The sequence below is a fragment of the Ulvibacter litoralis genome, assembly GCF_900102055.1.
In the GTDB taxonomy this organism is placed as follows: domain Bacteria; phylum Bacteroidota; class Bacteroidia; order Flavobacteriales; family Flavobacteriaceae; genus Ulvibacter; species Ulvibacter litoralis.
In genome coordinates, this window is record NZ_FNBA01000006.1 from 107,892 (window position 1) to 122,368 (window position 14,477).

General features: G+C 37.0%; 14 protein-coding genes. 12 read left to right on the forward strand and 2 right to left on the reverse strand.

Going from position 1 to position 14,477, the window contains the following annotated elements:
* Positions 1 to 5: 5 nt before the first annotated feature.
* Positions 6 to 545 (forward strand): DUF2059 domain-containing protein, encoded by a 540-nt coding sequence (locus tag BLQ00_RS15245; protein ID WP_175445474.1) that lies wholly within the window; start codon positions 6 to 8, stop codon positions 543 to 545.
* On the opposite strand, the gene BLQ00_RS15250 is transcribed toward BLQ00_RS15245, so the two are convergent.
* Positions 517 to 1,236 carry a class I SAM-dependent methyltransferase gene (locus tag BLQ00_RS15250; RefSeq protein ID WP_093145186.1) on the reverse strand — a complete coding sequence of 240 codons (720 nt, stop codon included), beginning with the start codon at positions 1,234 to 1,236 and terminating at the stop codon, positions 517 to 519. The two genes, BLQ00_RS15245 and BLQ00_RS15250, sit on opposite strands and share 29 nt — an antisense overlap.
* Before the next feature lie 30 nt (positions 1,237 to 1,266).
* Here BLQ00_RS15250 and BLQ00_RS15255 point away from each other — a divergent pair, with 30 nt between their 5' ends.
* Positions 1,267 to 1,761 (forward strand): YkgJ family cysteine cluster protein, encoded by a 495-nt coding sequence (locus tag BLQ00_RS15255; protein WP_093145216.1) that lies wholly within the window; start codon positions 1,267 to 1,269, stop codon positions 1,759 to 1,761.
* 18 nt (positions 1,762 to 1,779) lie between these two features.
* Here the strand turns inward: BLQ00_RS15255 and BLQ00_RS15260 are convergent, their stop codons facing one another.
* Positions 1,780 to 3,015: an exo-beta-N-acetylmuramidase NamZ family protein gene (locus tag BLQ00_RS15260; protein ID WP_093145187.1), complete on the reverse strand. Its 1,236-nt coding sequence runs from the start codon at positions 3,013 to 3,015 to the stop codon at positions 1,780 to 1,782.
* A 9-nt stretch (positions 3,016 to 3,024) separates the two neighbouring features.
* On the opposite strand from BLQ00_RS15260, the gene BLQ00_RS15265 reads away from it, so the two are divergent.
* From BLQ00_RS15265 to BLQ00_RS15310, 10 genes are all read left to right on the forward strand, one after another.
* Entirely contained in the window at positions 3,025 to 4,260 is a 1,236-nt protein-coding gene (locus tag BLQ00_RS15265; RefSeq protein ID WP_093145188.1) for an ABC transporter permease, read from the forward strand.
* Between the two features lie 174 nt (positions 4,261 to 4,434).
* Entirely contained in the window at positions 4,435 to 5,793 is a 1,359-nt protein-coding gene (locus BLQ00_RS15270) for a pyridoxal-phosphate dependent enzyme (protein ID WP_093145189.1), read from the forward strand.
* Positions 5,794 to 5,852: 59 nt separating this feature from the next.
* A complete protein-coding gene (locus BLQ00_RS15275) occupies positions 5,853 to 6,221 on the forward strand; it encodes a DUF202 domain-containing protein (RefSeq protein WP_093145190.1) in 369 nt (122 codons plus the stop codon).
* Between the two features lie 99 nt (positions 6,222 to 6,320).
* Positions 6,321 to 7,628 (forward strand): DUF2851 family protein, encoded by a 1,308-nt coding sequence (locus BLQ00_RS15280; RefSeq protein ID WP_093145191.1) that lies wholly within the window; start codon positions 6,321 to 6,323, stop codon positions 7,626 to 7,628.
* A 38-nt stretch (positions 7,629 to 7,666) separates the two neighbouring features.
* Entirely contained in the window at positions 7,667 to 7,897 is a 231-nt protein-coding gene (locus tag BLQ00_RS15285; protein WP_093145192.1) for a PspC family transcriptional regulator, read from the forward strand.
* Positions 7,894 to 8,904, forward strand: a complete 1,011-nt coding sequence (locus tag BLQ00_RS15290; protein ID WP_093145193.1) for a potassium channel family protein — start codon at positions 7,894 to 7,896, stop codon at positions 8,902 to 8,904. The genes BLQ00_RS15285 and BLQ00_RS15290 overlap by 4 nt, the downstream gene beginning before the upstream one ends.
* A gap of 98 nt (positions 8,905 to 9,002) precedes the next feature.
* Positions 9,003 to 10,691: an alanine/glycine:cation symporter family protein gene (locus tag BLQ00_RS15295; RefSeq protein WP_093145194.1), complete on the forward strand. Its 1,689-nt coding sequence runs from the start codon at positions 9,003 to 9,005 to the stop codon at positions 10,689 to 10,691.
* 62 nt (positions 10,692 to 10,753) lie between these two features.
* Positions 10,754 to 11,644 carry a ComEA family DNA-binding protein gene (locus tag BLQ00_RS15300; protein WP_093145195.1) on the forward strand — a complete coding sequence of 297 codons (891 nt, stop codon included), beginning with the start codon at positions 10,754 to 10,756 and terminating at the stop codon, positions 11,642 to 11,644.
* Between the two features lie 66 nt (positions 11,645 to 11,710).
* Positions 11,711 to 12,877 (forward strand): acyl-CoA dehydrogenase family protein, encoded by a 1,167-nt coding sequence (locus tag BLQ00_RS15305; protein ID WP_093145196.1) that lies wholly within the window; start codon positions 11,711 to 11,713, stop codon positions 12,875 to 12,877.
* Between the two features lie 71 nt (positions 12,878 to 12,948).
* Positions 12,949 to 14,376 carry a carboxypeptidase-like regulatory domain-containing protein gene (locus tag BLQ00_RS15310; RefSeq protein WP_093145217.1) on the forward strand — a complete coding sequence of 476 codons (1,428 nt, stop codon included), beginning with the start codon at positions 12,949 to 12,951 and terminating at the stop codon, positions 14,374 to 14,376.
* Positions 14,377 to 14,477 lie beyond the last annotated feature (101 nt).

Sequence of the window (14,477 nt, forward strand, 5' to 3'; positions counted from 1 at the left end):
TCATTATGAAAATACGTACACTTTTTTTAACGCTTTTTTGTGCAATTAGTATCTCTGTTTCAGGACAAGTTGATTCCTTTCAAGAAAATATTATTGATTACTTAAATAACAACGGAACCAAAGCGCAATATAGTGATGCGTACGACCAAATGTTTGATGTATTAAAAAATCAATTTTCTACTGCCGATGTTCCTGCCTCAGTTTGGGCTGAATTAAAAAATAATAAAGCTGAAAGTATAGAGGAAATAGTAAATTTTCTAACATTTGCTTACAGAAAGCACTTTACCGAAGCTGAAATTAAAAAAATGGCAACCTTCTATAAAAGTGAAGCTGCGCAGCGAATGGTGTCAAGATCGCCAGAAACAACCCAAGAAGATAACGATAAGGTGACAGCCTTTTTTGATAGCGAATTGGGGCGAAAAATTGAAGGTAAACGTGCTGAACTTTCAGTAGATATTTCAGAAATATCTGGACACTGGAGTCGTGAATTGTTTGCCGCTAAAATGGGTGATTTAATTAAGCAGGGTTATTCTCCGCAACAGTAATTCGAGCTAAATAATCAAAATTTTCACCGCGCGTAAGTACTTCAAAATGTAAGCCACTTGCAATACAAGCGGTTTCAAAAATACGCTCGTCTAAATACAGCCAGTCGAAGACATCACTTTCTTCCCCTTTGTATTTCATAGAAAATTCAAGTTCACCGTAATACGAATCGCCAGGGATCCAAATTCCGCCGTCTTCTCCTTCGTCGTACATATATCGTAAGTCGCTAGAATCGATTAATATTTGACCTTTAGGTGTAAGTAATGACTTTAAATGATCTAAGAATACGGAGATAAATTCTAACTTCTGAAAGATTCCAGTTCCGTTCATTAAGAGTAAAATGGTATCGAACTTCTCGTTTTCCAAACGAATTAAATCAATACATCTCGCATCTTTAATTCCGCGAAGCGTACAGACTTCTACGGCACCTTCAGATGTATCTATGGCAGTAACAGGGAGTCCTTTTTCTTGAAGGTACAACGCATGGCAACCAGCACCACAACCTATATCGAGTACTTTTCCTTTAGACAATTGCAACGCTTTTCGCTCTATCTGAGGCATTTCAGCATGCGTTCTGAAAAAATAGGGTAGCGGTAATATGTCTTCTTCACTAATATTAGTTTCAGTGATGATGTCCTCGGTATACTTTCCGTGGTAAAAATCGAGCAATGCGGTGCCTAATATATCTTTCATTGAGAAGAAATGATTACTTTTGAAATTGGTATGGACGAAATTTTAAAACAACTCCCACAATGCGCCAAAGATACGCATAACGAGACAAAAAAGTTCTTCAATACGTTGAAGAAAAAACCGCCAAAACATCTCGATGTGTTGATGCAAGAGCTACATGACGATGAGTTTGAGCGCACCGATTGTTTAACATGTGCCAATTGTTGTAAAACGACTGGACCTTTGTTTACCGATAAAGATGTTGCACGTATTGCGAAACATTTTAGAATGAAAGAGCAAAAATTTATCGAGACCTATTTGCGTGTAGATGAAGATAACGATTTTGTGTTGCAGCAAGTGCCGTGTACTTTTTTGGGTGCCGATAATTATTGCAGTATTTATGATGTGCGACCAAAAGCATGTGGCGAGTTTCCGCACACCAACCGAAAGAAATTTCAGCAAATTACAGACCTTACCTTACAAAATGTCGCCATTTGTCCTGCGGCGTATAATATTGTTGAGGAAATGAAAAAGAGATTGAAAAAGTAGGGGCAATGTAATTGCAACTTATTTATAAAGCAAATACGGTTGGCGCATTTGGTTGTAAGCTTGCAAGTCGGCAGCCCAACTTTTCCGAATTTCTTGAGAAGTTTGTCCTGCTTCAATTTGTTTCTGAAGTTTTTCTGTTCCCGCTAATTTTGTAAAAAACGGAATAAAAAAGGTTTCTTTTTCATGGCTACTCGCATACGTGTCTATAAGCCAGTCAAGGTTTATTTGATGCAATTTTTCAACATTCTGAAGATCCATTCCGTAGCATTTTTCGTCTTTAAATTTAGGATATTTCGACCCTTCATTTGCTTTTGGAGTAAACGAAAAAGGATATAATTTTGCATCTAAAGAAGGTGCTCCAAAAATTTGAAATTGTAGTTCGGTACCGCGACCAGCACTTACAAATGTGCCTTCAAAAAAGCAAAGACTTGGATATAGATTTATAGCCGTGTCGTTGGGTAAATTAGGAGAAGGTTTAATAGGCAGGGAATAGGGAATTTGATGGTTGTAGTTTTCCATTGAAATCACAGAAAGATCACATAAAACCTTGTTTTGTAACCAACCTTCACCATTGATCATTTTTGCATATTCTCCAATCGTCATTCCGTGTACCACAGGAATCGGGTGCATTCCCACAAAGCTACTGTGTTCAGGTTCTAAAATAGGACCGTCGATATAATGACCATTGGGGTTTGGTCTGTCGAACACAATTACAGGAATGTTTGCTTCGGCACACGCTTCCATCACATAATGTAAGGTAGATATATAGGTATAAAAGCGTGCGCCTACATCTTGAATGTCGAATATTATCACATCTATTCCTTGCAGTTGTTGTAGCGATGGTTTTTTATTTTTTCCGTAGAGCGAAATAATAGGCAATCCCGTTTTGGTATCAATCCCGTCTTTTATAAGTTCACCAGCATCGGCAGTTCCTCTAAAACCATGTTCGGGTGCAAATACTTTTGTGATAGAAACTTTTAAATCAAGCAATACATCGACCAAATGTGTGTTGTTTACTACAGAGGTCTGATTGGCAACAATTCCAACTTTTTTGTTGGCGAGCAAAGGAAGGTATTCTTGAAAACGATCTGCTCCCAACACAATAGAAGCTTCCGTCATCGCTGGAATAGTTTCGTCTTTTAGGAACAATCCTTCCGATTGATTTTTTGTGTTTTGGTTCTGACTTTTACTTCCGCAAGAAAAACATACCAAAAGCGTTAAGATTAATGTATTTTTGACAAAAGATAATTTCATAGACAAAGCGTGAATTTCGAGTTTTTTATCGCCCGGCGAATCATAGCCGCCAAAGATTATAAAAGTAGTATTTCGGCTCCAATAATAAAAATTGCAATTACTGCAATTGCATTGGGGCTTATAATGATGCTAATATCTATCGCTACGGGTGTTGGACTTCAAAAAAAGATTCGTGAAAAGGTCTCTGCTTTTAATGGAGATATTATTATTACCAATTTCGATACCAATTTCTCGAACGATTCTAACATTCCAATCTCTAAAAACCAAGATTTCTATCCAGATTTTAATATGGTGGATGGTGTGAATCACATACAAATTACCGCTTCAAAAGGAGGAGTAATTAGAACCGAAACCGATTTTGAAGGAGTAGTTGTTAAAGGGGCTGGGAAAGATTATGATTGGCAGTATTTTTCGGAGTTCTTGACAGAAGGGAAACTTCCGAATTTTCAAGAAGGTTTAAACGAAGAAGTACTTGTTTCCGAATACCTCGCGAACCGACTTCATTTAAAAGTAGGCGAAACCATTCGAACGTTTTTCTGGGATAGTGAAAGCAAAAGCGCTTTCCGAAGCAGAGGTTTTACCATCGTTGGGATATACAATAGCGGATTTCAACAATTTGACGAGCAATTTATCATTGCAGACATTCGACACATTCAACGACTCAATCATTGGGAAGAAGACCAAATTGGTGCTTTTGAGTTGTTTGTAGACGATTTTGATAACATCGGAACCATTGGAAATGCCGTTTACAACGAAACAGGAAGCACACTAGATACACAAACCATTCGCGATAAATACTACGCGATTTTCGAATGGTTGGACTTATTCGACTTCAATATCGCCCTAATTATTGGGATTATGATCCTCGTGGCAGGGATCAATATGATTACAGCACTACTCGTATTAATTCTTGAACGCACTCAAATGATTGGAATTCTAAAAGCGTTAGGATGCAGTGATTGGAGTGTGCGTAAAGTGTTTTTATACAATGCTATGTACCTTATCGGTGTAGGATTATTTTGGGGAAATGTAATCGGCATCGGACTCCTGTTGCTTCAGAAATACGGTAAGTTTTTCCCATTAAACCCAGATACTTATTACGTTTCTGAAGCGCCTGTTTATCTAGATTTCGGCTACATATTAATTCTCAATGCAGGAACTTTCGCTTTGTGCTTGTTAATGTTACTGATTCCGTCGTATATCATTTCAAAAATATCTCCTGTAAAGGCAATTCGTTTCGAGTAGTTGGGCGTTCCCAGTTACTAGGCGGATCGGGCCTGTCTGCCGACAAAGGTAGGCTTTCAGCTATATTCCACCATACCGCTCCGCGAAGGTGGGGATGCCGCCGCTATCCCTAACGGAAAAAATGGTTGTAGCATCCACAGCGAAACCATACCTTTGCACCGTTAAAAAAACACCATGGAATACGCAGAAAATATATTAGGAACCATCGGAAATACACCGTTGGTAAAAATCAATAAACTAGCCGAGGAAATTCCAGCGCTAGTATTGGCGAAATACGAAACCTTTAATCCAGGGAACTCGGTAAAAGACCGTATGGCGTTAAAAATGGTAGAAGATGCTGAAGCAGATGGACGCCTAAAACCAGGAGGGACTATTATTGAAGGTACTTCAGGGAACACGGGAATGGGACTTGCACTTGTAGCGATTATTAAAGGCTATAAAATGATTTGTGTAATAAGCGATAAACAAAGCAAAGAGAAAATGGACATTCTTCGTGCTGTAGGTAGTAAAGTGGTGGTATGTCCAACCAATGTAGATCCTAGCGATCCTAGATCGTACTATTCCACATCAAAACGTCTTGCTGAAGAAACACCAAATAGTTGGTATGTAAACCAGTACGACAATCCAAGTAACGCAAGAGCACATTACGAAAGTACTGGACCCGAAATTTGGAAACAAACCGAAGGTAAAATCACACACTTTGTAGTAGGTGTTGGTACTGGAGGAACGATAAGCGGTGTTGGGAAATACTTAAAAGAACAAAATCCGAACATTAAAGTTTGGGGAATCGATACCTATGGAAGTGTCTTTAAAAAATACCACGAAACAGGTGTTTTTGATGAAAATGAAATTTATCCATACATCACCGAAGGAATTGGAGAAGACATTCTTCCTAAAAATGTAGATTTTTCAGTGATTGACGGATTTACGAAAGTAACTGATAAAGACGCGGCGATTTACACTCAAAAACTTTCTAAAGTAGAAGGAATGTTTTTAGGGAATTCAGCAGGAGCTGCTATGAAAGGGATGTTGCAACTAAAAGACCAATTCACGAAAGATGATGTGGTTGTAGTGTTATTTCACGATCATGGAAGTCGTTATGTAGGTAAAATGTACAATGATGAGTGGATGCGCGATCGCGGATTTATTGAAGACGAAGCAACAATTGCGGCCGATTTAATTAAAGAACATGCCAATAAACCACTGATTACTGTTCGTACTGAAGAGTTGGTAGGTCACGCCATTGAACGTATGAAGGAATACAAGATTTCTCAAATTCCTGTAGAAGATATTACTGGATTTGTTGGAGCCTTGGATGAAACTGATTTGCTTCGGGAGTATATGGCGAATAAAAATATTTCAGATCTGCCTATTAAAGATGTGATGAGTAAGCCATTTCCAATTGTTCAGAAAACAACGTCTGTTGAAGATGTTTCAAAATTGATGAATAAGGAAAACAATGCTGTACTTGTAGATCTTGGCGACGGGAAATATCACATTATAACAAAGCACGATATTATAAGTGCTCTTTAAGACTTAAATAAAGACTAAAAAAATCCTGCAAATCGCAGGATTTTTTTATTTTTAGAAAAATGAAAGATAAAAAATTTCAATTATTTCGCTTTTTACGCACCAAGCCAGTTCCTATCAATACAAGAGAAATTTTGGCATTGGAACGCACGAAACTTGCCAACGAACGTACATTGTTGGCATATATTAGGGCTTCTCTATATTTATTACTTGGAGGGTTGGCGTTACTACAATTAGAGGATTTCGAAAGCATTCATTGGTTGGGATATGCTGCGTTGGTTATTTGTGTCTGTTTTTTAGCAATAGGAATCGGTCGATTTATCTTGCTAAAAAGACGCTTGTATAAATGGAGCCGCGTTCTATCTGCAGAGATTACTTCTGAAGAAATTAAAAAGTCAGTAGACCAAAGTGACGTTGTTGAAAAACAATAAAATAAAGACGTCCCTTTCGTTTTCTGTTGAAAAAGGAGTCATTCTCATTTTTTTAGTATCTTAGTATAACTTCACGACTCCCTCATTATAGAGTATGATATGAATGAGGATTTTCTTCACTACGTCTGGAAGTTTCAAAAGTTTACAAATACGCAATTAAGAACCATTTCTGGAGAGCCAATTTCTGTGGTTGCGGTTGGGCAACACAATTTAAATTCGGGTCCCGATTTTTTTAATGCGAAACTTACCATTGGGGAGCAATTATGGGCTGGAAATGTAGAAATACATATAAAAGCTTCAGATTGGTACGCGCATCAACATCAAAAAGATGCGGCTTACGACAGTGTCATATTACATGTAGTTTGGGAGTATGATTCCGAAATATTCAGAAAGGATGAAACTACAATTTCAACCTTAGAGGTGAAAAGTTGTATTGCTTCGGAAGTGTTTGAAGCCTATCAGAAGCTCTTTAAAGTAAAACACAAATGGATTAATTGTGAAGACGACTTTGCTCAAATCGATTCTTTTTTACTGAAACATTGGTTAGAACGGTTGTATGTAGAACGTTTAGAGCAAAAAGCAGTTAAAATTGAACAACTACTGAAGGCGCATCACAATCATTGGGAAGCTGTGTTGTTTGAGCTGTTGTGTAAAAACTTCGGATTAAAAGTAAACGGAGCTTCATTTTTGAGCATTGCGCAATCGGTCGATTTTTCGGTCATTCAGAAATGCAGTCACCATCAAATAGATTTAGAAAGCTTGTTGTTGGGGCAAGCAGGTTTGTTAGAAGGAGGTTTGGAAGATGTTTATTACAAGGCCCTTCAGCAGAACTACGAATATATAAAGCACAAGTTTCAGGTATCCAATCACACTGTAATTCAGCCAAAATACTTCCGACTACGACCGCCAAACTTTCCGACGATACGATTGTCACAATTGGCTACCTTATATATAACCCATAAAAAATTATTTTCGACCGTGGTCGGAATCGCTTCCGAAGCAGTTTCCGAAGAAATTATTAAAAAACTCTATGCATTGCTAACTGTTGCTGCGAGTTCTTATTGGGATACACATTATAATTTTGGCGTCGTTTCAGCAAAAAGAAGTAAAAAAATGACCAAGAAGTTTGTGGATTTACTACTTATAAATACCCTAGTTCCTGTGTTGTTCTGCTATGGAAAAAGGCAGGGAAATAGTATGATTGATTTGTTGTTGCAAGTAATGATGCGGACTGTACCTGAAGAAAATTCGGTCGTTATAAAATTTAACCAATTACAAACAGTTGCGCATCATGCTTTTGAATCGCAAGCAGTATTGCAACTTAAGGAAAACTATTGTGCTAAAAATAGATGTACAGAATGCGCTATAGGAAATGCTATTTTAAAAGGAAAGGTCACTTTAAAATGAGTGGTGCTTATTTGTATAAAAAACCGTAATTTGCTTACGTGTTACAAGCAGTTTATAAAATACGATACTATCTAGAAAAACGCGGTTTTTATGTAAGCTCTCGCTTGGCAGACCGTTTGGGGATGCGTGCAAAAAGTGTCCGCTTGTTTTTTATATATGTGTCTTTCGCAACCATGGGGGTTGGTTTTGCAATTTATTTAACCATCGCCTTTCTATTAAAATTAAAGGATTTAGTCTTTACTAAGAGAACTTCAGTATTCGATTTATGAGTAAAGTTTTTCAGTCTAAAATAATTATAGCCCTAGCCATTCTTGTCCTAATTTTTCTATTGGGCATATTAGGGTTTCGGTTTTTGTTTGAATATGAATGGGTAGATGCTATTTATATGACTGTGATAACCATAACCACAGTCGGATTTGGAGAGCTACATCCACTTACAGACATTGAAAAACTATTCATTTCATTTTTCATACTTTCAAGTATCTTTATTGTAGGGTATGCGATATCTGTAATCACAGAATATATTTTAAGTAAAAACAACATTGGTAATTTAAAGCAAAAACGGGTGGAGAAAAAAATTGAATCATTGCAAAATCATGTAGTTGTTTGTGGGTACGGTAGAAACGGAAAGCAGGCCGTTCAGAAGCTAATCGATTATAGAAAGCCTTTCATTATTGTTGAAAAAGACGAAGAAGTGGTAGAGCGGTTTGAAGACGAAGACACCCTTTTTGTTTTTGGAGATGCTAGTGAAGATGAAGTGTTGCTTCACGCCGGAATTGATCGTGCTTCTACATTAATATGTGCGTTGCCTAGTGATGCAGATAATCTATTCATCGTATTATCGGCACGACAGATTAATAAAAACCTTAAAATTATAAGTCGAGCCACCGAAGAAACAAGTTATAAAAAATTAAAATTAGCAGGAGCCGATAATGTGATTATGCCCGATAAAATTGGAGGAGATCATATGGCTTCGTTGGTGGTAGTTCCGGATTTGGTTGAATTTTTAGACAATCTTTCTGTTTCAGGCGATCACGACAGCATGAATGTAGAGCAAGTTTCTTTTGAAAATATTTGCTCGGATGGAAAAGAACTAGCAATTGTAGATTTAGACCTTCGCAAAAAAACAGGATGCTCTATTATTGGGTATAAGTCTCCTAATGGTGAGTATATTGTAAATCCAGAACCATCGTTGGTAATTAAGAAGGATTCGAAATTAATTTTGTTAGGAAGACCAAATCAGATAGAAAGCTTAAAGCAACTCTATAATGTTTAAGGAATCGTTAACAATTTAACACACCAAAACTTGAAATCACTGTTTTTTTTTAGCATCTTGCCTAACTCATTAATAAAGTCTAATCTTAACCATAAATTATGAAGAAATTTCTTCTTTCACTATTAACATTACTAACTCCTATGTTCATTTTTGCCCAAGACTCGGAAGCGGTTGGTATAGATGAACAAATAAATCAAGCATTTGCACCGGTTGCAAACTTTTTTTCAAACCTTATCTTTTTTGAAGTGTTTGGAACTCCATTTGTTTTAATCTTATTAGTGGTAAGTGCTTTGTTCTTTACTATTTATTTTGGATTTCCAAACATCAGATACTTTTGGAGAGCTATTCAAACTGTTCGAGGAAAATATGAAGACATTGAAAAGTACGGTGCAAAAGAATTGTACGGTGAAGGAGGAATTGCACAAGGTGTAGACATTAATAAAGTTGACGATATAGATCATCATATTGGTACGTTAGACGATAATTTAGCGGTCGATGGTGATATAAAAGATACCATTAGAGATGAAAGTTCAGACGGAGAGGTCAGTCACTTCCAAGCATTAGCAACAGCAGTTTCTGGAACCGTAGGGAATGGAAATATTGCAGGGGTTGCTTTGGCAATTGCATTAGGTGGTCCAGGAGCAACATTCTGGATGATTATTTGTGGATTGTTAGGAATGTCAACCAAATTTGTTGAATGTACCTTAGGAGTTCAGTACCGTGATGTAGGTGAAGATGGTACCGTTTACGGAGGTCCGATGTATTACCTTAGCAAAGGTCTTAAAGAAAAAGGATTTGCAACTTTAGGAAAAATTACAGCAGTTTTATTTGCTATTTTCTGTATTGGAGGATCTTTTGGAGGTGGTAACGCAGCACAATCAAACCAAGCAACTATTGTATTAAAAGAAATGTTTAACCTACAAAGTGCCGCAGCAGGATTCTGGATTGGAGTTGGAATTGCAATACTTGTCGGAATCATTATTATTGGTGGTATTAAGCGTATTGCTTCGGTTACTGAAAAAGTTGTGCCGTTTATGGCAGTAATGTATTTAGTAGCATGTTTGTATATCATACTTAGTAACTTCACCTTAATTGATGATGCTCTTAATTTGATTATAACAGAAGCATTTAATCCTACAGCGATTGGAGTAGGTAGTATTATAGGAGTGTTGCTTGTTGGATTTAAACGTGCAGCCTTTTCAAACGAAGCTGGAGCAGGTTCTGCTTCTATTGCCCATTCTGCAGTACGAACAAAATATTCTGCAAGTGAAGGTTTAGTAGCCTTATTAGAGCCTTTTATCGATACCGTTGTTATTTGTACAATGACAGCTTTGGTTATTATTATTTTCAACTTTGGAGGTTACTTCGAATACGGTGGTGATGGAAGTGGTGCAATTTTAATTGACGGAGTTTCTTTTGAAGGTGCCGGAATTACATCAGTAGCATTTGCTCAATTTATACCGTACTCTAATATTTTCTTAACCATCGCAGTATTTTTATTCGCTGTATCTACAATGATTTCATGGTCATACTATGGATTACAATCGTGGAAATTTCTCTTCGGAAGAGGAAAAGCTGCCGATTTAGTGTATAAAATATTATTCTTAATGTTTGTAGTTATTGGAGCTGCAGCTAATATGAAATCAATTTGGGACTTCTCAGATGCAATGATCTTTGCAATGATTTTCCCTAACATGGTTGGATTGTTCTTCTTATTTCCAATTGTGAAAAAGCAATTGAACAGATATTTAGATGCAATCAAGTTGAAAAAAGAAGCTGTAGAGTAGCTTTCTAAGCGTACCGCAAATTACTTAGCATATCAACTCCCCTTTTTTTTAAGTAAGGAGTTATGAAAATTATAAAATCCCACTTTCGTTTCAATAGAAATCAACGAAGTGGGATTTTACTTTTAATACTACTCATCCATTCGTTGTTGGGGGTTTATTTTTTTATTGATTTTCCAGAAGATGCGGTTTTAGATACCTCTTCTTCGGAAATGGTATTGCTTCAGCAGAAAATGGATTCGCTTCGTACTGCTGAAATTGAAGCGCGTAAGCCGAAGTTGTATCCCTTTAATCCAAATTTTATTACTGATGCCAAAGCTTATCAATTAGGAATGTCTCCTGAAGCGTACAATCGTCTGAAGGCATTTAGAGATAAGAAGCAATGGGTGAATTCGATTGCTGACTTCAAACGAGTTACTCAAGTGTCTGATTCTTTACTCGATAGTATAAGTCCGTTTTTTAAATTTCCCGAATGGGTAACCAACTCTAAGGTTTCAACAAGTAAATTTCAACGCTCAAAAGCTTCAAAAGGATTTACAGCCCTTCCGTTTGATCAAAAGCAGGATTTAAATCTGGCAACCGCTATTCAGCTACAACAAGTAAGTGGAGTAGGAGCGGCATTGGGGAAACGAATTGTTGCTTACCGCAATAAATTGGGAGGCTTCTCTTCCGATGTACAGCTGTATAGTGTCTGGGGACTGCATGAAGAAGTCGTGACACGGACCTTAAATTTATTTACCGTAAAAACACCCAAAGAGATAAAAAAGATAAATGTAAATACTGCTTCAGCTTCAGATATAGCAACCATTCCGGGCATTTCTTTCGAACTGGCAAAAGAAATATGGGAGTTTAGAGTCCTTCGAGAACGAGTCGATACCATTTCAGAATTAGAAAAAATTGAAAGCCTCACTCAAGGTAAATTACGGTTAATTGAGTTATATTTGTCCATAGACTAACAAAAGGCCGTTTTGAGTAGTATATTCTTAAAAAAACGTCCAAATTTTATTAAATATAAAATACGAATGAGTAAGATGTACTTTACAGAGGAACATGATTTTTTCAGAAAAAGTTTTCAAGATTTCTTGCAGAAAGAAGTTGTTCCACATATTGAGAAATGGGAAAAAACAGGAACTATAGACCGTTTTATCTGGGAGAAGTTTGGTGAAATGGGCTATTTCGGACTTGTATATCCTGAGCAATATGGAGGTATGGATCTTGATTTATTTTATACCGTTATCTTTTTAGAAGAATTGCAAAAGGTGAATTCAGGAGGTTTTGCTGCTGCAATGTGGGCGCATGCGTACTTGGCAATGACACACCTTAATAAAGAAGGTAACCACGAGCAAAAAGAAAAGTATTTAACGCCCAGTATTACAGGTGAGAAAATAGGATGTTTGTGTATTACGGAACCATTTGGTGGAAGTGATGTTGGAGGAATGAGAACCACCGCTGTGAAAAAAGGAGACACCTATGTGATAAATGGATCTAAAACATTTATTACCAATGGAGTTTATAGTGATTATTTAGTGGTTGCTGCTAAAACATCTCCAGAACTAGGAAATAAAGGAATCAGTATTTTTGTAATGGACAGAGATACGCCAGGTATTTCTTCTACAAAGTTGGATAAACTTGGATGGAGAGCGAGTGATACTGGAGAAATTGCATTTGATAATGTTACAATTCCAGCAACAAATTTAATGGGTGAAGAAAATAAAGGCTTCCCATATATTATGCAGCATTTTGCATTAGAGCGCCTTATTATGGGAGTAAACGCACATGCACGTAGCGAATTTGCATTGGAATACACCATACAATACATGAAAGATCGTATCGCTTTCGGACAGCCAATTTCTAAGTTCCAAGCGTTACGTCATAAAGTTGCGCAATTAACAAGTGAAGTTGAAGTGTGTAAAACGTTCAATTATGTGACGGCAAAACGATTAAATGATGGCGAGTATGTAGTGAAAGAAGCTACCATGTCTAAGTTAATTTCTACCAAAGTTTCAGACGAAGTAATGTACGAATGTCTTCAGTTGTTAGGAGGATACGGTTATATGGAGGATTACCCGTTGGCCCGTCTTTTACGAGATAGCCGTTTAGGACCTATTGGTGGAGGTACTTCAGAAATACTTCGAGAAATCATTGCCAAAATGGTCATCGATAGCAAAGAATACAAGCCAGCAACATAAACTTTTCAGAAGCTTATTTTAAAGTTCTTTAAGGATGCGTATATTGTGTGCTCATTAAAATTGACACCCAAATGATTCGTTTCGTTAAAGAACTTTTTTTTTTAATTATCTTAATTTCGTTCACACAAGCTTCTGCTCAGACTGAGCTTAAAAGCAAAGTGGTCGATTTTATGAATTATCAACCCATTGAAAGTGCTAGTATTTATCTAGAAAACACAACCATAGGAACCGTTAGTAATGCGGACGGGAATTTTATTCTGAATGTTCCCGAATCGAAAGTAAATGATACCCTTGTTATTTCGTCCATCGGGTACAAAAGTTTCCGAAGTGCTGTAAAAGATTTTGATGCATCGATGGATGTTTTTTTAGAAGAGGATATGGCTTCTTTGGATGAAGTGATTTTAATTGCTGAAACAAGACCCAAAACAGGAAACGATATTGTATTGAGAGCCATTGAGGAATTGCCAGACAATCTTCCAGAGCAACCTTACCTTCAGAAGGGGTTTTTACGACACAAAGAACGCAACAAAAAGGAATACAAGTGGCTTATTGAAAGTGCACTTACGTTATACGATTCTAGTTATGCTTCCGGAGCCTCCGATAATTTAAAGATTAATGTAGATGAAAATAGAAAGAGCTACGACTTACGTGAAGTTGATAGTTTGTTTGTGTATTCATCCTATTTAAGAAATACCTCTAGCAATTTTGTAATGAAGTCGAAAGAGCTGCGAAGAGATACCATTGAAACGTCTTCATTAACCAAAGCGATAAAATGGAATGATGAACGTGTAAACGGATTGAGTGGTCTTTTTAAGGGGCGTCTTAATTTAGTGCGAAATTCGAACCTATCGAAGGCTTTGTTGGGCGAAAACATGCTTAAAGGTCATCAATTTAGATTGGATACTGTACTTGTCGATAATGGTAGAAAGCTCTATAAAATTGAAATAACGAAAGGGGATGATTATGTGGGCTTAAATACCAAGCAGATTTACAATGAAGGCTTCGAGCCTCATGGTTGGTTGTATATTTACTGGGATACCTATGCAATTAAGAAAATTGAATACGACTTGGTAGCTGCTTCCGATAAGCAAAAACGACGAAGTAAAAGTCTTTTAGGGACGTTAAACAATCACAAGTTGGTAATTACCTACACCGAATATCAAGGAAAGATGTATCCTAATTATTTGTATTATGAAACGCCGAAGTTGGTGAATGCCGGCGATAGATCTTCCGATCGTTTGACAAAAACCGAGGCGGAACGTAAAAAGGAACGGGAAGAGCAATTTTACTACACCGTGCAAGAAATTTTGTTTACTGAAGTGATTCAGGATCCAGAAGCCATTGCTGAAGCGCTTCAAAAGCCATGGTCGGACGATATTTTCGTGCAGCGACCTTACAATAAGGAATTCTGGAAAAATTACAATGTCTTGCTTGAAAGTGAAGAGGAAGAGAAGTTGATTCAGGATTTGAGCAAACGGGCTACCTTATATAAAGAGTAATACTTTGTTTCCATGTTTTGTGCTTCGGAAAGTGCGGCATTGTAAAACTTTCCGAAGTACAGCTAAAAAAAACTGTAAATAAATATCTAATATCAAAAAAC